The 18,200-nt window shown below is 35.4% G+C and carries 17 protein-coding genes and 1 other annotated feature; of the genes, 8 read left to right on the top strand and 9 right to left on the bottom strand.

From position 1 onward, the window contains the following. Positions 1-85: 85 nt before the first annotated feature. Complete coding sequence (locus BAQ48_RS21345; protein ID WP_071712738.1) at positions 86-1,519, bottom strand: alanine/glycine:cation symporter family protein; 1,434 nt, start codon at positions 1,517-1,519, stop codon at positions 86-88. Positions 1,520-1,929: 410 nt separating this feature from the next. On the opposite strand from BAQ48_RS21345, the gene BAQ48_RS21340 reads away from it, so the two are divergent. The 7 genes from BAQ48_RS21340 to nprB all read left to right on the top strand — a co-directional run bounded on the left by BAQ48_RS21340 (position 1,930) and on the right by nprB (position 7,946). Further along, on the top strand, positions 1,930-2,427 hold the full coding sequence (locus tag BAQ48_RS21340) for a cation:proton antiporter regulatory subunit (protein ID WP_001026084.1): 498 nt from the start codon (positions 1,930-1,932) through the stop codon (positions 2,425-2,427). Then, positions 2,428-3,627: a cation:proton antiporter gene (locus BAQ48_RS21335; protein WP_000380223.1), complete on the top strand. Its 1,200-nt coding sequence runs from the start codon at positions 2,428-2,430 to the stop codon at positions 3,625-3,627. 78 nt (positions 3,628-3,705) lie between these two features. Continuing rightward, a complete protein-coding gene (uptA, locus tag BAQ48_RS21330; protein WP_000900209.1) occupies positions 3,706-4,299 on the top strand; it encodes an undecaprenyl phosphate transporter UptA in 594 nt (197 codons plus the stop codon). Between the two features lie 134 nt (positions 4,300-4,433). After that, positions 4,434-4,868: a DUF3920 family protein gene (locus tag BAQ48_RS21325; RefSeq protein ID WP_071712737.1), complete on the top strand. Its 435-nt coding sequence runs from the start codon at positions 4,434-4,436 to the stop codon at positions 4,866-4,868. Positions 4,869-4,980: 112 nt separating this feature from the next. Further along, on the top strand, positions 4,981-5,391 hold the full coding sequence (locus tag BAQ48_RS21320) for a MarR family winged helix-turn-helix transcriptional regulator (protein WP_071712742.1): 411 nt from the start codon (positions 4,981-4,983) through the stop codon (positions 5,389-5,391). Positions 5,392-5,441: 50 nt separating this feature from the next. Further along, positions 5,442-6,137, top strand: coding sequence for a pirin family protein (locus BAQ48_RS21315; protein ID WP_071712736.1), 696 nt, complete (start codon positions 5,442-5,444; stop codon positions 6,135-6,137). 159 nt (positions 6,138-6,296) lie between these two features. Further along, positions 6,297-7,946, top strand: coding sequence for a neutral protease NprB (gene nprB / locus BAQ48_RS21310; protein ID WP_071712741.1), 1,650 nt, complete (start codon positions 6,297-6,299; stop codon positions 7,944-7,946). A 74-nt stretch (positions 7,947-8,020) separates the two neighbouring features. Here the strand turns inward: nprB and BAQ48_RS21305 are convergent, their stop codons facing one another. From BAQ48_RS21305 to BAQ48_RS21295, 3 genes are all read right to left on the bottom strand, one after another. Then, a complete protein-coding gene (locus tag BAQ48_RS21305; protein WP_000076418.1) occupies positions 8,021-8,338 on the bottom strand; it encodes a metal-sulfur cluster assembly factor in 318 nt (105 codons plus the stop codon). 118 nt (positions 8,339-8,456) lie between these two features. Further along, positions 8,457-10,148 (bottom strand): methyl-accepting chemotaxis protein, encoded by a 1,692-nt coding sequence (locus BAQ48_RS21300; protein ID WP_071712735.1) that lies wholly within the window; start codon positions 10,146-10,148, stop codon positions 8,457-8,459. 448 nt (positions 10,149-10,596) lie between these two features. Next, positions 10,597-11,415 (bottom strand): class I SAM-dependent methyltransferase, encoded by an 819-nt coding sequence (locus BAQ48_RS21295; RefSeq protein ID WP_071712734.1) that lies wholly within the window; start codon positions 11,413-11,415, stop codon positions 10,597-10,599. 112 nt (positions 11,416-11,527) lie between these two features. Continuing rightward, positions 11,528-11,798 (top strand) — a binding site (T-box leader). Between the two features lie 50 nt (positions 11,799-11,848). Between BAQ48_RS21295 and metG the strand changes: the two genes are divergently transcribed. Further along, positions 11,849-13,483: a methionine--tRNA ligase gene (gene metG / locus BAQ48_RS21290; RefSeq protein ID WP_071712733.1), complete on the top strand. Its 1,635-nt coding sequence runs from the start codon at positions 11,849-11,851 to the stop codon at positions 13,481-13,483. A gap of 36 nt (positions 13,484-13,519) precedes the next feature. On the opposite strand, the gene BAQ48_RS21285 is transcribed toward metG, so the two are convergent. From BAQ48_RS21285 to BAQ48_RS21265, 5 genes are all read right to left on the bottom strand, one after another. Next, positions 13,520-14,422 carry an EamA family transporter gene (locus BAQ48_RS21285; protein WP_071712732.1) on the bottom strand — a complete coding sequence of 301 codons (903 nt, stop codon included), beginning with the start codon at positions 14,420-14,422 and terminating at the stop codon, positions 13,520-13,522. Positions 14,423-14,560: 138 nt separating this feature from the next. Then, entirely contained in the window at positions 14,561-15,997 is a 1,437-nt protein-coding gene (locus BAQ48_RS21280; RefSeq protein ID WP_071712731.1) for a sensor histidine kinase, read from the bottom strand. Then, positions 15,975-16,640: a response regulator transcription factor gene (locus BAQ48_RS21275; protein ID WP_000148837.1), complete on the bottom strand. Its 666-nt coding sequence runs from the start codon at positions 16,638-16,640 to the stop codon at positions 15,975-15,977. Before BAQ48_RS21275 ends, BAQ48_RS21280 begins: the two co-directional genes overlap by 23 nt. Positions 16,641-17,005: 365 nt before the next feature. Beyond that, entirely contained in the window at positions 17,006-17,467 is a 462-nt protein-coding gene (locus BAQ48_RS21270; protein WP_000735074.1) for a L,D-transpeptidase, read from the bottom strand. 29 nt (positions 17,468-17,496) lie between these two features. Next, entirely contained in the window at positions 17,497-17,940 is a 444-nt protein-coding gene (locus BAQ48_RS21265; RefSeq protein ID WP_071712730.1) for a DUF3978 domain-containing protein, read from the bottom strand. Positions 17,941-18,200 lie beyond the last annotated feature (260 nt).

Here is an 18,200-nt window from a genome sequence, read left to right as displayed (position 1 = left end):
CTCTCTCGCTCGAAGCAAAAAGCGCTTCAAGGTCGAGAGCTCCAATGTCCTGCGATTCTGAACGAGCCGCTTCCGCTTTTAATTATTAAACAGCCTTTTGTTTTTCTTCTACATCTTGTCCATCCCAGCACTCTGTATTCTGTAAGCCAGGGATAGAACTTGCAACGAAAACAGGGTCTTTACCTTGTTTCCTTTGTTTCAAATAGTCTACTAAAGCTGAGTAGGCGAATTTGCTAAGGAATGAGATAGCAATTAAGTTTGTGAATACCATTAATCCCATGAATAAATCAGCTAGGCTCCAAACAGTTTGAAGGGCAGCGATAGATCCGAAGAATACCATTCCGACAACTGCAACGCGATAGATCATTAACCATGTCTTACTTTCTTTAATGAATGCGATATTTGTTTCGCCATAATAGTAGTTTCCTAGTAAGGAACTGAAAGCGAATAGGAAAATAATAATCGCTAAGAAAGTGCTTGCCCACGATCCGATTTGTGAACTTAGTGCTTGTTGTGTTAATTCAATTCCTTGTAAGTTTGATCCTTTGTAAAGTCCAGAACACAATACGATAAATGCTGTTGATGTACATACTAAGAATGTATCTACGAAAACACCTAATGCTTGAACAAGTCCTTGTTTTACAGGGTGAGATACATCTGATGTTGCAGCTGCGTTAGGAGAGCTACCCATACCTGCTTCTGTTGCGAATAAACCGCGCTGAATTCCGAACTTGATTGCTGCACCAATACCACCAGCGATTGCTTGGTCTAAACCGAATGCGCCATTAAATATTTCCATGAAAATGCTTGGTAACATATTGAAGTTTTTAATAACGACAAAAACAGCCACACCAATATAAACAATTGCCATTGGAGGAACAATCATTTCTGTAATACGTGAAATGCTTTTAATACCTCCAAAAATAATAACTGCAACTAATACAGCTAATAGAGCTCCTACGATCGTTCGCTCTAGTCCAAATGCGTTTTCAAACGCTATTGTTACTGTATTTGCTTGCACTGAATTGAAAATTAATCCGTACGTAACTGTAATAAGGAGGGAGAACCAAACACCCATCCAGCGTTTGTTTAATCCTTTTTCCATGTAATATGCTGGACCGCCACGGAACCTGTTTCCATCTTTTACTTTATAAATTTGCGCAAGTGTACATTCTACGAAACTAGTAGCTGCGCCAATAATTGCGATAAACCACATCCAAAATATTGCGCCAGGTCCACCCATTGAAATTGCTAAAGCGACACCAGCTAAGTTCCCGATACCGATACGTGCTGCTGCACTTAAGCAAAATGCTTGGAACGGGGAGATGCTATCTTTTTTCTTTTCTTTTCGATTAAACCCTTTACTAATTAAACTGACCATCTCACCGAAATGAGTAATTTGGACAAATTTTAATTTGAAAGAGAAATAAAGACCGAAGCCGATTAGCATTGCAATAAGAATATATGACCATAAAATATTATTCGTTACCTCAAGGAATCTGCTAAAGATATCAACCATATAATACACTTCCTTTTTTTCGTAATAAGAAAATTATATGCAAAAAATATACTGGAATCAATTTTTCTAAAAAATTATGTTACTTAAATGTATTTTGTGTTATGATTATGTTACATCGTAATATTTTTAGAATTATTTACATTTTAAAAAACTAAATTTAAAGCGAGAAAGAGGGGATAATTTGAAAGAAGAAACTTTATTGAAAGTAAGCCTTAAAAGTTTGAAGATGAGAAGTAATATATTTTTTATCATTACATCTTTAAGTATCTTTTTAGGAGCCACTTATTATTACAATAAAAGATTTCCAAATCACAGGTATCCTGAATGGTTAGAGTTTCTAAAGTTGATTGGATGAACAAAAGACAGACAAACAGAAAATTCAAATAAAAATAGTTGTGGAGGAGCCAAATATGAATATTAGAGAAAGTGAACTTCCGGGTATTGGTTATAAATTTCAAGTTGTTACGAAAGGTAATGAAAAAATGGTGATTGTGATTCATGATGATGGGCGTAGAGAAATGTATCATTTTGATTCAGACCATGAAGAAAGTATTTCTAGTATTTCACTGCGTGATTCAGAGGCAAGACAAATTGCAGCGATATTAGGTGGAATGGTATATAAGCCTAGAGCGTTAGAAAATGTTGAGATGGTCTTTGAAGGTTTAGCGATTGAGTGGTTCAAAGTGGAGAATGCAGCTCCAGCAATTGGAAAAACAATTGGTAATCTTGAAATAAGAAAGACATATAGCGTAACGATAATAGCTGTTATGAAAAAGAATATGAAAAAGCTATTTAACCCAGGTCCAGAAACGGTAATTGAAGAAGGCGATATGCTCGTAGTTTCTGGTGAAAGAGAAGAAATTAAAAAAATTATTAATGAGTTACTTTCGAATAGGGGGACTGACTAGATGGATACGTTAATTTTTGAAGTTGGTACAGCTTTAGTTTTAGTAGCAATTGCAGCGGTGATTGCTGGAAAATTTAAATTCTCAGTAATTCCTTTTCTCATTGTTCTTGGCATGTTAGTAGGACCGCATGCACCGACAATAGGTGTTATCGATCTCAAATTTATTGAAAGTGCAAGTGTGATATCCTTCCTTGGACGGATTGGGGTTTTATTCCTTCTATTCTATCTAGGATTAGAATTTTCGATGAAAAAACTAATTAAATCTGGACGTTCTATTGCGATTGGCGGAACGATATATATTTTGATTAACTTTTCACTTGGATTATTATACGGATTTATAATGGGCTTCCCGTTACTTGAAATCTTAATTATTGCGGGTATTATTACGATTTCTTCTAGCGCTATTGTTGCTAAAGTATTAGTGGATTTAAGAAGAACTGGTAATAATGAAACCGAATTAATTTTAGGAATTATTATGTTTGAAGATATATTCCTTGCTGTGTATTTATCAGTAGTTTCGGGCCTAGTACTTGGGGATCATGCTTCGTTCTTAGGTGCCCTTACTTCAATTGGAATCGCTTTAGGATACATGCTTCTATTCTTTATTGTGGCTAGAAAAGCTACTCCATTATTAAATAAATTACTCAACATTAGTTCAGATGAAATCTTTATTATTGTAGTATTTGCTTCATTATTCTTTATTGCAGGTTTCTCAGAAACGATTCACGTTGCAGAAGCAATCGGAGCACTTCTTTTAGGATTAGTTTTCTCTGAGACAGAGCATAGTGATCGAATTGAGCATCTTGTTGTTCCATTTAGAGATTTCTTCGGAGCTATTTTCTTCTTCAGTTTCGGATTAAGTATTGATCCGTTCTCATTAGGTGGGGCAATATGGCTAACATTAGGTGCTGTCCTTCTTACGATAATCGGTAACTTTGTAGCGGGGATGATTGCAGGAAGGCAAGCTGGATTATCTCATAAAGCTTCAACAAATATTGGATTAACAATCGTTTCAAGAGGAGAGTTCTCTATTATTATGGCCAATATTGGAATAGCGGGTGGTTTAATGTCAGTACTAAAACCATTCTCAGCGCTATACGTGCTTATACTATCCATCTTAGGTCCACTTCTGACGAAAGAGTCAAAGAATGTATATAAATTCTTAAATAAAATATTTAAGTGGGATACGAAGACTAACTAAATTAAAAAAATAAAAGTACAAGATATTTCCTGCTTGTACTTTTATTTTTGCAATGAAAACAGTAAAGAGAGGTATATGATGTTAGGAGAGTTGATTCATTCCGTTTTAGTTTTTCTAGAAGGACTTGGTTATTGGGGAATTATGCTTGGATTAATGCTAGAGGTTATCCCGAGTGAAATCGTATTGTCTTATGCAGGTTATTTAGTATCAACAGGAAGCATTACGTTTTGGGGCGCTGTCGCGTTCGGTACAATTGGTGGTGTAATCGCACAATTATTCATTTATTGGATCGGTCGATACGGAGGAAGACCTGTTCTTGAGCGATATGGAAAATATATTTTGATCCAGAAGAAACATATTGATTATGCTGAAGATTGGTTTAATCGTTACGGAACTGGCGTTATCTTTACCGCACGTTTTATTCCAGTTGTGCGTCATGCCATTTCCATACCAGCAGGTATTGCGAAAATGTCACATGCAAAGTTTATTACGTTAACCACACTAGCTGTTATTCCTTGGTCAATTGTGTTTGTATATTTAGGATTTAAGTTAGGATCAGAGTGGGAAAGTATTAATAAAGTAGCTGGTCCTTATGTTAAATATTTTGCAATTGCTGCTATTGTTTGCGCAATCGGTTATTTTGTACTAAAAAAAATGATGAAAAAAAAGTAATTATGGAAAAGAACCTATACTGATATAGGTTCTTTTTATTGGCGTTTCTCAAAGTATGACAGAGTATGTTTAATATTCACCATATTGTGGCATATATATAGAAAAAGAAGGCTTGGAAAGGGGAATAAAGAGAAATGGAACTCCAGTTTCAAAATGTATATCAACAGGCGGAGAATTGGTATGTGTTGGATTCGGAGCTTCCTTGGGATGTCAAAAAGCTAAGAGAGGATTTGTTTTCTCTTATTGAAACATGTAAAACGCCAGTTATTTTTTGTGATACGTGTGAGGCAAATGATGTACTTCTATCATTAGGAGAAGAGGAAGAAGAGTTTCTATTCCCGGTAGGTGGTTTTTATCATAAAGAAAAACAATTAATTTTCGTTTGTATGTGGGAAGGATATGAGCAAGTGCTTAAGACACTACTGCATGAATTTCGCCATGCGATGCAGCATAAGAGAGAAGTATTGTATGTGGGAAGTGAATCGTACGAAGAGAGATGGATCGAGAAAGATGCGAGGGCATTCGCGGAGAGGAAATTAGATGAGTATAAAAATAGAAAAATGATGTAAAGCATAGTGGAGAATTAGCGCTGTGCTTTCTTTAGTGCTTACTAAAAATAAGTATTTGACTTTTATGAAGTTTAGTCCTAAACTAATATTACGAAACGAGCGAGGTGATGGAATGAAAACAGAAGATAGACTAGGGCTACTATTATGGTTTCGTTTATCACGCTTTTATAATAAGAGCATTCGTGAGACGAATCAGCACTTGAAAGAATGGGATGTATCTGCCGCTCAGTTTGATGTGCTAGCTCAAGTTGGAGGACATGATCGTTTAACACAGCAAGAGCTGGGAAATAAGCTGTTTGTTACGAAAGGAAATGTCACGCAACTTTTAAATAAGATGGAGCAGCTGGAGTGGATTCATCGTGAACAAGAAGGTACTACGAAATATATTTCGCTAACAGAAAAGGGACGAGCTTTATATGGGGAAATCGTACCCCCTCAAGAAACGTTCCAAGCGGGGCAATTTCAAAATTTGAATATAGAAGAACAACATCAATTACTACAATTACTAAAAAAATTACAGTGATAAAAATTTTGAAATAAGTCTCGATTTCGAGATAATATGGGGTGAAGGATATGTTTAGAAAAGTTGATCATAAAAATATGGGAAGAGCAAATCACGGTTGGTTAAATACACATTTTCATTTTTCCTTTGCTAATTACTATAATCCGGATAACATGAATTTTGGAGCGTTACGTGTAATTAATGATGATTTAGTAGCAACGCAAACTGGTTTTGATATGCATCCGCACCGCGATATGGAGATTATTTCTTATGTTGTAGATGGTGCTTTAACACATGAAGATAGCATGGGGAACCGCGGAACAATTGAGCGTGGACATGTTCAATATATGAGTGCTGGTACAGGTGTATTTCATAGTGAGCATAATTTAGGAAATGACACACTACGTTTATTACAAATTTGGATTCTACCAGACCGTGCGGATCATAAACCAAACTATGGTGAGTTTAAATTTGATTGGAGCAAGCGTGAAAACGAATGGTTTCACATGGTATCGCCATTAGAAGGAGATGCACCAATTCGAATTCACCAAGATGCGAATTTGTACTCTTTATCATTAGAGGCAGGAAAAGAAATTCATTTTCCTGTGAAAGAAGGTCGTCAATTGTACCTTGTACAAATTGAAGGAAGTAGTGTTATAAATGGTGAGATACTTGTTATGCGTGATGCGGCAGAAGCAGTAGAAGAAGATATTCATATTCAAGCGAAAGAGCAATCGCACTACTTAGCAATTGAATTGAAAAAGTAATAAAACGTTTATAGAAAAGAGGACATCCGATAGATGTCCTCTTTTTTTGAGTGGAATTGTCAGAAAAAACTTTCTCAATTTTTCGAAAGAGGTATCAACTTGAAAAACAAGAATTGTATAAAAGTGTCAAAAATCTTTATGGGAATGGGGAATGTTATAGTGAAAAAGCAAGTCATTTCATCAGCATTAGCGTTAACTGTTATAGCCGGGGGATTTGGAACATTTGGAGCAACGACAACGAAAGCGGAAGAACAAAAAATTCAATATCATCAAGAGTTTAAAACACCTGCATACATAGGTGAAGAATGGAAAGCACCGGAAGGACTAGATAAAAAAGAGACGGTCTTTCAATATTTAGAGAGTAAGAAAGATATGTTTAAATTAGCAGGAAACATTGATAAACACTTCAATGTTGTTGGGGAAGAAAAAGATGCTGAATCTGGTACAACACATGTGAAGTTAGTTGAGAAACATAATAACATTCCTGTGTATGGTTCAGATCAAACTGTTACGCTAGATAAAGAGAATAATGTAAAAGCATTCTTCGGACAAGTTATTCCGAATTTAGAGGATAAAAATATTCCTGCATTTGCAAAGATTAGTGCAGAACAAGCAGAAACAATTGCAAAGGCAGATATTGAAAAAGAAGTTGGTAAAGTAAAGAATTATGATGGTGTGAAAAAAGATTTATTTGTGTATGAAAAAGATGGAAATTATTATCTTGCATATTTAGTGAAAGCGTCGATTTCAAAGCCAGCTCCAGGATATTGGCATTATTTTGTTGATGCGACAAATGGAAATGTGATTGAGAAATATAATGCTGTAGATAACATTACAGGATTTGGTTACGGAGTATTAGGAAATAGACAATCATTTGAAGTTGCTCAAAATGAGAAAACAGGTGCATTCCATTTATTCGATGGGAAGCGTGGACAAGGTGTTCATACATTTGATGCAGAAAATATGGATGAAAACTGGTTTAATATATTCTCACAATGGTTCGGATATACAGGTGTCGAAGTAGAAAGTAAAAATAAGTTCTTTGATGACAAAGCAGCGGTTGATGCACATGTAAATGCAGGGAAAGTATACGATTATTATAAAAAGACGTTTAATCGTAACTCTTTCGATGATAAAGGTGCGAAACTTATTTCCTCTGTTCACGTAGGTGAAAACTGGAATAACGCAGCTTGGAACGGTATTCAGATGATGTATGGTGATGGAGATGGTACAACATTTATTCCATTATCTGCTGGCCTAGATGTTATTGGTCACGAATTAACGCATGCTGTAACTGAGCATACAGCAAATCTTGTTTATCAAAATGAGTCAGGTGCGTTAAATGAATCGTTATCTGATATTATGGGTGTCATGGTTGAGAAGAAGAGCTGGGATTTAGGTGCTGACATTTATACACCTGGAAAACCTGGTGATGCACTTCGTTCTCTGAAAGATCCAGCATCTATTCCAAATCCATTAAAACCAGGTGAAGGTTACCCAGATCACTACAATAAGCGCTACACTGGAACAGCTGATAATGGCGGCGTTCATATTAACAGTAGTATTAACAATAAAGCTGCATATTTAGTATCTGATGGCGGAGAGCATTACGGCGTGAAAGTAACTGGAGTAGGCCGTGAAGCGACAGAAAAAATTTATTACCGTGCTCTTACGAAATATTTAACTGCAAACTCTGACTTTAAGATGATGCGTCAAGCGGCACTTCAGTCAGCTGAAGATTTATATGGTAAAAACTCTAAAGCTGTACAAGCTGTAACGAAAGCTTATGACGCTGTAGGCGTAAAATAATAAGAGAAAAAGACCTGACTAGGTTGTCAGGTCTTTTCTTTATCCCGTTATTTGCCGGTTAGCTCTTACCTTATTTAGTCACGAATACCTAATGCGATTTTTGCCATACGTGACATGCGTTCTTTAGACCATGGCGGATTCCAAACGACATTTACTTCTATTTCATTTACTTCAGGTACATTTGTTGATAATACTTTTTTAACGTCAGATACGATTTGACCAGCCATTGGACAACCGATGGAAGTCATTGTCATTGTAATGACAGCATTATTATTTTCATCCGCAGTAACATCATAAACTAATCCAAGGTTGACAATATCAACACCGAGCTCAGGGTCAATAACAGCCTCTAAGTTTGCAAATAATTTATTTTCAAATGCTTCTTGTGACATAAGGAGCACCTCCTACATATTAATGATATCGATTCTCATTATAACGGAATTGTGTATAATGTGCAGGAAATGAGCTCAAAAAAATATCCCTTCTGGAAGAGGGATATTTTGTGACAAACTATTTGGTTTTAAAATGAGATACGAGTTGATCTAATTCTTCAACTGTTTGTTTCATTTGCCCAGCAGTTACTGTCATCTCATTCATAACAATAACTTTCTGTTCAGCAGATTGTGCTGTTGCGGCAGTTTCACTGGATACTTCATTCGAAATAGAAGCAATGTTATTAAGTGAAGCATTCATTTCTTCAGCACTTGCAGCCATCTCTTCAGCAGTTGCTGATATATCCTGCATTTGAGTAGATACTGTATTTACTTGTTCAACGATTGCTGTGAAAGAAGTACCAGCTTCACGAATGACATGAATGCCTTCAAATGCTTCAGAGCGACCTTGAGCCATCATAGAGCTAGCAGTTTCTGTATCATTTTGAATTTGATGGAGTAATTTGTTAATATCTGTTGCAGCTGTTTTAGATTGTTCAGCAAGTTTTCGAACTTCATCAGCTACGACAGCAAATCCCTTTCCTTGTTCGCCAGCACGGGCTGCTTCAATAGAAGCATTCAAAGCAAGTAAGTTCGTTTGCTCAGCGATATTAGAAATTGATTGTACAGCTGTATCAATATATTTCGTGTGGGTGATTAGACGTTCGACTACTTCTGACGTAGCATTTACAGCTTCATGAATCGTTGTCATTTGTGAAACTGATTTTTGGATAACCGTGTTTCCATCGTTAGCATGTTCAGATGTAGCGACAGCAAGTTCAGCTACAGATGAAGCAGATTCAGCAATACGCTGAACGTTTACTGCCATATCGTCCATTGCAGTTGAGCTTTCTTCCATACTAGAAGTTTGAGATTGAATACTTGCATTTAAATTGGACATTGAGCTTTGAATTTGTATTGTTGCTTCACGTGATGTATTCGTATTTTCTAACATATTTTCAGAAGCGGTTTGTACTTCCAATGATGTTTTTTGAACACGATAAATGATATGTTGTAGGTTTTCTAACATTTTATTAAAGGATGTTGCAATAGCGCCGATTTCATCATTGCTAGTTACTTGAAGGCGTGCCGTTAAGTCACCTTCTTGAGAGGCTAATTCTTTTAGCTTAATGTCAATTTGCTGAATTGGTTTTACAAGTTTACCAGAGAACCACCATGCAAGAATAATTGCAACGACAATACAAATAACAAGTGATAGGAAGACTGCATATTCAATTCGGAGTGCAGATTGATCAATTTGTTCAATTGATTGTTCACGTAACTTAGCTTGCTCATTACTATAATTTGTGAAATCGCCAATTACTTTATAGACTGTACCATTTTCTGTAGAAGCTACTTGTAAAGCTTCTTCCCACTTCTGCTCTTTTGCTAGAGTGAAAACTTTCTCTTCAATAAATTTTCTCCAAGTAGATCCTAATTCCATTGTATTTTTCACAGATGGAGAAAGATTTGGATTAGAAAGAATTTTATCTTTTGAATCCTCAAGATTTTTACTCATTTCATTAAACTTGTCTAATTCGACTTGATCATGTTGTAGTAAATAACCTCTTAAAGCAGAGAGTTGTACTTGATAAGCGTCCCCGCGCTCTTTTAATTCAGTGGCAAGAGGTGAAATGTCTTCTTGTAGTGCGTCAGCTTTATGTGACTGATCGATAGCGAAATATAAAATGAAAGCTAAGGCGATGCCAAATAAAGCGCAAATTGTTCCCATCATGAACATAAGTTTTTTTCTAATGCTGACAAAATTCATATGATAAAAAAAGCCTCCTTTGTAAAATCTTAGTATTATAATTAATTGATTTAAAATTGAAAGCAAGCTTTACTCCAGTTGGAATAAAGCTTGCTTCTTTCCTTTAGGAATTATAGCAGACAGAATGAGAGAGAGAAAGAGATATTTTAAAGTAAAAAGAGAGATTGATGGTAGTAAATGTCCTTAAAATGTATACATTTGTATATCCGAAAATTAATAAATAAATATTAAAAATGCTATTGTAATTTGAAATAACATCATGTATACTTCTAATTAGTTGATAACGATTATCAATATCAACTAAAGACATTACTCTTCGTTATGTTGGTCATACCCCTTTTTGACGACGTAAGTCAGAGACAAAATGTTGAAATATCTTGTGTCCTATTCTACAGAATTATGGTAATCTCCAACCTCAACTTATATGCGTGAGCATGCAAAAAGGATCCTATCCGTGAAGGGATCCTTTTTTGCATGTTGTCGCAATTATTGTATATAGACCTGGCACGCGTTCCTCAATTCCTTCTGGTGCAGTAGAAGGGAAGACCCATCGTTGATGAGATCCGTGTTCTTCAACTAGCTCTTCGACTTTAAAATTTTCCGCGGCGAGTGTTGTAATAATTTCACCTAACGTCCAGCGGCGTATGTTTGTTTTCGGTACAGATTCTTTCTGCGCTTCTGTAAGAAGAATGCTGTAAGCAACATCATCTTCAATTAATTCTTCATCGAAATAATTTCCACTTGCTTGAAATGATGGATGGTCGACTCCTAATAGTTTTGTATACATGGGATGATAATCGCGAAGGATAAATGTTCCGTCCGTTTTTAATAATTGAGAGATTTTTGTAAAGAGCGGTTTTAAATCTAAAAAGTAATGGAGTACACCAAGTTCTAGTAATACGATATCAAATGATTCAAGGAGGGTTACATCTAGTACATCAGAGACGATGTACTGAATAGAAACTCCGGCAGATTCTGCGAGTTCATTTGCGTATTTTGCATTACTTGCTGAAATATCAACAACCGTTACGTCAGCTCCTAAAAGAGCGAGAGCAACGGCTTTATTACCTTTTGAACCGAGTAAGTTAATAATACGCTTTTCTTTTGGAGATTGTATGTAAGGTAAATAATGAGCTACCTCACGTAAGGGATCTTCCATGATCTTTTTGGCATAATCAGCTGGCGCCCCGTGGCGATTCGTCCATGCTTCATAAGCAGCTGCATTCCAGCTCTTTTCATTCATAGCGCTTAGTTGTTTTTGATTCAATGTTATCGCTCCTTTTGTGAACGTATAGGTATTCGGCGGGAGGGTGAGATTTCCTGTTCTTTTTAAATTTAAATTTGATTTTTCTGTTATTAAGTCGTACAATACGTGTTATATAAAAGCGTTGAAAAGGAAAAGTAGGATGAAAACATTCTTTCCAGAGAGCTTCGGTAGCTGAGAAGAAGCAAGAATATTCATTTGAACAATGGCCTTTGAGCTGCGTCCTGAACTTATCACATGATAATAGTAGGCGGCGACGAGAGTTGGTACTCGTTATCAAAACCACAGTATAAGAGCGTATAGCTCCGTACTTGTTAAGGCTAATTATGTGAGTAATTGGCGAAATAAGGTGGTACCGCGACTGTTTATACAGCCCCGCCCTTATCTTTTTTAAGATAGGGGTGGGGCTTTTTATATTTTAAAGGAGGAATGTAAGATGAGTACTTTTATTGGAGGCGCTTGGCCATATGCAAATGGTTCGTTACATCTTGGACATATTGCGAGTTTATTACCTGGAGATATTTTAGCACGTTATTACCGGGCAAAAGGTGAGAATGTGTTGTATGTTTCAGGAAGTGATTGTAATGGAACACCAATTGCAATTAGAGCAAAACAAGAAGGTGTGACGGCGAAGGAAATTGCTGATAAGTATCATGAAGAGTTTGAGCGATGTTTTCGGAGCCTTGGTTTTACTTATGATTGCTATACACGTACAGATAGCGAGCATCATCATGAAACAGTTCAAAAAGTTTTTTTACGTTTATTAGAGGAAGGCTATATTTATAAAAAAACAGTGGAACAAGCATATTGCGAAACATGTACACAGTTTTTACCAGATCGTTACGTAGAAGGAATTTGTCCTCATTGCCATGAAGCAGCAAGAGGAGATCAATGTGATGCTTGTTCAGCCATTTTAGATCCACTCGATTTGTTAGAAAAGAAATGTAAGTTATGTGGTAGTACGCCATCTGTACAGGAAACAGAGCATTTCTATTTCACATTGCATACATTTCAGGAGCAAATTAAAGGAGCCGTAGAAATCGCAAAACAAAAAGGAACATGGCGTGACAATGCCATCCAGCTAACAGAAAGATATGTAAAGGAAGGGTTACAAGATAGGGCAGTATCGCGTGATTTACCAATCGGGGTTCCAATTCCAGTAACAGGATACGAAGATAAGAAAATTTACGTATGGATTGAAGCAGTGACAGGATATTATTCGGCGAGTAAACATTGGGCTGAAGAAACAGGAAAAGATGATCAAGAGTTTTGGAATAAAGAAGCGAAAACATATTATGTGCACGGAAAGGATAATATTCCGTTTCATTCTATCATCTGGCCAGCGGTATTACTCGGAATAGGAGAGGACGCAATCCCGCATCATATCGTTTCGAATGAATATTTGACGGTAGAAAAAAGGAAGTTATCGACAAGTAAAAACTGGGCAGTATGGGTGCCTGACATATTAGAACGCTACAATCCAGATTCTATTCGTTACTTTTTAACAGTAAACGCACCAGAAAACCGTGATACTGATTTTTCATGGCGTGAATTCATTTACAGTCATAATAGTGAATTGTTAGGGGCATATGGAAACTTTGTGAACCGGACATTAAAGTTTATTGAAAAATATTATGGTGGTATCCTGCCGAAGGGAAGTATTGATGTAGAGCTGAAAGGTAAAGTAGAAGGATTATATAAAAATGTAGGAGAGGCGATTGAGCAAACTAAATTTAAGGTGGCGCTAGAAACAATATTTGATGCAGTACGTTTTGCAAATAAATACTTTGATGAGAGGCAGCCTTGGAAACAAAGAGAAGATGATCCAGTTTCATGTGAAGAAACGATTTATAACTGTGTGTATCTTATCGCTAATTTTGCAAATCTCCTTGAACCGTTTTTACCATTTTCAAGTGAAAGAGTTAGGACTACACTGTCGATTGTTCAACAAACTTGGGGACCTCAAAATACGTTGCCAAGTAGAATTGATAGCGTGCAGCCATTATTTGAACGAATCGATATAAAGCAAATTGAGCATGAGATAGAAAAGCTATATGGAGCGGTAAAGTAAAAGAGAAAAAAGACCTTTCAAATGAAAGGTCTTTTATTATGCAGTATGCACACTACTATGTTTCTTTCTTTTTCTAGCCGTAAGCAGCTGAGGAGTGAAAATCCCAATTAATATAAAAATAATCCCAATCCACTGCATGAGCGTTACGACTTCATGTACAAGTGTAATAGAAGCGATAATGGCTGTTGGTAATTCAGCTGCTCCTAATATTGTACCAAGCCCTGTTCCAACTTTCGGTACACCGATTGAAAAACAAATGACAGGTACAACAACGCCAAAAAGTCCGAGGAAGAAAGCATATTTCCATAGACCAGCTTGCAGGGCACCATCTGTTAAAAAGGTTGGCGGGAAGAATAGGCATACGATAAGAGTAGCGCTTGTTGTCATGAGAAAGCTTTTCGTATAAGGCGGAACATCTGTAGCAACGCGCCCACTTGCAAAAACATAGAATGAAAAAGAGACAGCAGCTAATAGTCCAAAGATAATCCCTTTCGTAGAAAAACTTTGTCCGAGGCCATCAAAGATTCCACCTGCAAACAATGTGCCAGTAAATAAAATAATGATAGATATTACTTTCTCACGGCTTGGAAATGTTCGATTTGCAATTGCTTCGATTACTACACCAATCCAAGTGAATTGGAAGAGTAGGACGACAGCGATAGATGCTGGTAGTTCTTCTACAGAAATAGCATAGAAAATACCAGTCATACTCATTGTTGTTCCGACTGTTAGTAATGAAAAGAATTGCTTTTTTGTTACTTTATGACGGGAAAAGAAAAGAACGAGCAGTAGTAGTCCAATCCATCCGAAGACATATTGCCCTCCTAATAGTTGCTGTGCCGAAAAGCCATCAATGAATCCGAGTTTGAAAATAGTTGAAAGTACGCCGTAGCTACAAGCGCCGAATAAAACGAGTAATGAATACTTAAATTTTTCCATAAAGATCCTCCTTTTAAATAATAAAAAACGCCCGCTATCCAAAAAGGATAACGGGCGAACGAAACAGAGTAAGACACTCTACAAAATTCCGCCATTCATACGAAGTATGAATTTGGGTTATGAAATTAGAGTTGGTTTTTACATTGCTTTTGGGAATACAATGGAGCATTTTACACCTTGAGATGTGTTTTGTATTCCATAAGGAAACTGATGTTTATCTAATATTTGCTTTACAATATATAACCCAAGACCACTACCTTGTACTAAGCCATGTTTGCTAGGATTTGCGCGATAGAATGGCTCAAATAAATGGGCAAGTTTATCCTCATCGATTTGTGAACCTGTATTTAATACTTCTAATGCGTAACCGTTTGGCTTTTCATAAAGCTTTATATATACATGCTGATGATCAATTGTATAATGAATTGCATTTGAAATAATGTTAAAAATAGCAGTCTGAATAAATTTAGGATCAGCTAGAATTTGTACATCTTGTTTAATGTTAGATTGAACATTTAATTGTTTTACAGATACAAAATAATCTACTTTTTTTATAACATCCTCAATAATAGTAGTTAATGAAATAACTTCTAATTTCGGTTTAAATTGAGGGTTTTGTATTTTGGATAATTCTGACATCTTTTCCGTTAATATGTTAATATCTTGCATCATTTCGTAGGAGCGTTGTAAATACTTATCTCTATCTTTATAAGCTCCGATTCCGTGAATCATGCCATCTAGTTGTCCCATAACGGCTGCGATTGGTGTTTTTAATTCATGGGATACCATAGACATAAATTCTTTACGAGATTGTTCTAATTGTTGTTCCTTTTTGAGCTCATTTCTTAAATCTTGATTACTTTCATGTAAATTCTTCACAATATTTGGTATTTGTGAAGCGGCTACTTGCAAATTAACATCTGTTTGATCTGGATTTTTGTTAATTAGCTTTTTATCTGAGAAATCAAGATTCATAATATCTTTTAATGCATCGCTCATATATTGAAAAGGTTTGGCAATTAATTTTGCATAAATTAAAGATCCGAGTAGAGATAATGCAAGCATTGTCGCGCCAATACGCGGAGCTAATTGTTGCAGAGCATCTGCTAAACTTGGATTATCTTGTGTATCATTTGTTTTACTTGCTGCATTTTGTTTATGTAAGGCATCATTGTTAGCGACTTGCTTTTCCGCTTCTGTAAGTGGAGCAGTTGTGCTATTTTTCCCCGAAATATTTTGTTCATGATCTTTTGCTTTTACAGTTTGGCTAGGCTGCAAAAGGTGATTGATAGCTGTAGAGAGTGTTTTATAGTCTATACTAGAAGGTTGAAAATTAAAAATGTTACCCTCTGACACAGCTTTATTTTGATTCGTTTTATCTTTCTCGTTTTGTTTGTCTGGATTCGCAAGTTCTGTAGTCTGCGTTCCATTTGCAAAACGTTCTTTATCGTAGTTTGAAGCTAGAAAATAAATAATTTGATAAAGACAAAATGATAAAAGAATACAAAATAATAAGGTTTTGATGAAAATATTTTTGGTGATGTTGTCTTTGCTACGATTCGATTTTGTAGCCAATGCCTTTCACCGTTTTAATATAAGGAATCCCTAATTTTTTTCGTAGGTTTTTAATATGTGTATCGATAACTCTTACATCACCATAATGTTCATAGCCCCATACCTTATTCAACAAATCACTTCTTGATAATACTTTTCCTCGATTTTGCAGTAAAGTATATATAATTTCAAACTCTTTTGTAGTCAATTCAATTTGATTACCATGAACGTAAGCGGCGTATGCTGTAGAATTTAACATCAATTCATGGAAGTGTAGTATTGTTGCAGTCTCTGCTTCCTTCGTTGCTGCCCTTCTTAATACAGCTTCTACACGCTTAATAAATACAGTGTAATGGAACGGTTTCGTAATATAGTCATCAATACCTAATTCAAATCCTTTAATTTCACTTTCTTCATTATGTAAACCTGTTAACATAATAATCGGTACATCAGATTGTCCTCGCATAATTTTACAAATACTATAGCCATCTATATCTGGTAACATCACATCAAGGAGGACAAGATCGTATGAATTTTTTTGGAAAAGAAGTATACCTTCTGTTCCAGCGCCAACGACATCCACGGTAAAGTTTTGTGCCATTAGAAATTCACGGATCAGTTCTTGTATATCTGGGTTGTCTTCAATCACCAGTATATGCGTCATAGTAACACCTCCTAAATAACGCTTTTTACTGCAATATTCAAATTCATCATTTTTCGAATGACTCAGATTGTTTATACATATAATAAGCCCCCGCTATAAAATGATCATAAAGGTAGCAAGGGGGGGTTGTTTATCGTAACTGAATATCTTGGAATTACAGTAGTTCTATTATAGTATGTATTGTAAAATTTATAAAATATTATAACTGTATAATTTTAATATCTATGTTTATCAATGTTTGGATGTTATTTGACACAATCTATTCCCATTATATATGCAAGTATAGTCGTTTCGCTACTGTAAATGAAGAAATAAAATAAGCCAAGATATAAAATTCTTGGCTACACGTAAATCTTGTTCTTAGGTTATTTTACAGTGACAGTAGCTTGCTCTGGAATACGCTCAAATAACCAGCGTACATCATTGTTATACATACGTATACAGCCAAGTGTTGTCGCCTTTCCAATTGCTTGATTGTTATTAGTTCCATGGATTGCATAAGTAGTTCCGTAAGTACCTGCCATATTTAATCCAAGCCAGCGATCACCAAGTGGATTACGTGGATCTCCACCTTTAATCTTTCCAGTATAGTAGGGACGATTTTTAATTTTATTTACAATCTTAAAAGTGCCTTTTGGAGTTGGCGTTGCAGCTTTTCCAGTTGCAACAGTAAAACTTTTTACAAACTTTCCATTTTGATAAAAGTCCATTTTCTTTGTGTTTGTATCTACAATAAGCTGATTGTTCGTTGATGATGCCTCAGCAGAAATGTGTGGTACTGATAAAAAAACTACTGATAATAAAATACTTAATAATAATTTTTTCATTATATTCTCCTTTTACTATTGTAGTAGTGTTACATACAATGAATTTGTAATCCTCGTAATGCTTGATTTACATTCTCATCTAATGTTTCAAAGAAGGTAGTAATCTTTGCATTGTGTTTGTTGTTTTTATCAATTAGTAATCTTTCATTTAGCAAAAGCTCACCATGTAATCCAAAACTTTGAACTTGAATATGTAGTTCATCTTCAGTTTCAGAAATGATCGGTAAGAAATAGTGAAAAGCTTTCGTTGGAATGATGTAGCTTTTGCCAATCATGCTCTCTTGATTTGAATTAATCCATTTTCTCGTGACAATCTTAATATTCTTTTTTGAAACGATAAAAGACAGCGTTGTAGATTTTGTTAAACTTACGTCAAACTCATTTGTTTCACATATGTGTAAATTAAAAACGGTTTCATTTTGATGAGATTCAACATTTGTGTTAATAAAATCGTGCATTTTATAAGCTTCCATTTCTTATTCACCCTTTTTTCAATTTCGAAAAGCGACTTATATTTATTCAATTTCCTGTTTACTCATATATTAGTTAAATTTTTCAACAAATTCCGATATAATCTTACAATACGTATATGAAGCTAATATGAAGTTAGTATGAGTTTGTAGTGGTTTTTTATTGAGAACAAAACAAAGGGAATTAGAGTGTTAAAAAATGGATAAAAAATGTATATTTTTAGGCGGATTGACTGTTATTTCTCCTTGAAAAAATAATTTAT

This window comes from Bacillus luti (assembly GCF_001884105.1).
GTDB lineage: Bacteria > Bacillota > Bacilli > Bacillales > Bacillaceae_G > Bacillus_A > Bacillus_A luti.
The sequence above is the reverse complement of the archived record's forward strand: the minus strand, read 5'-3'. Positions and strand labels throughout refer to the sequence as shown.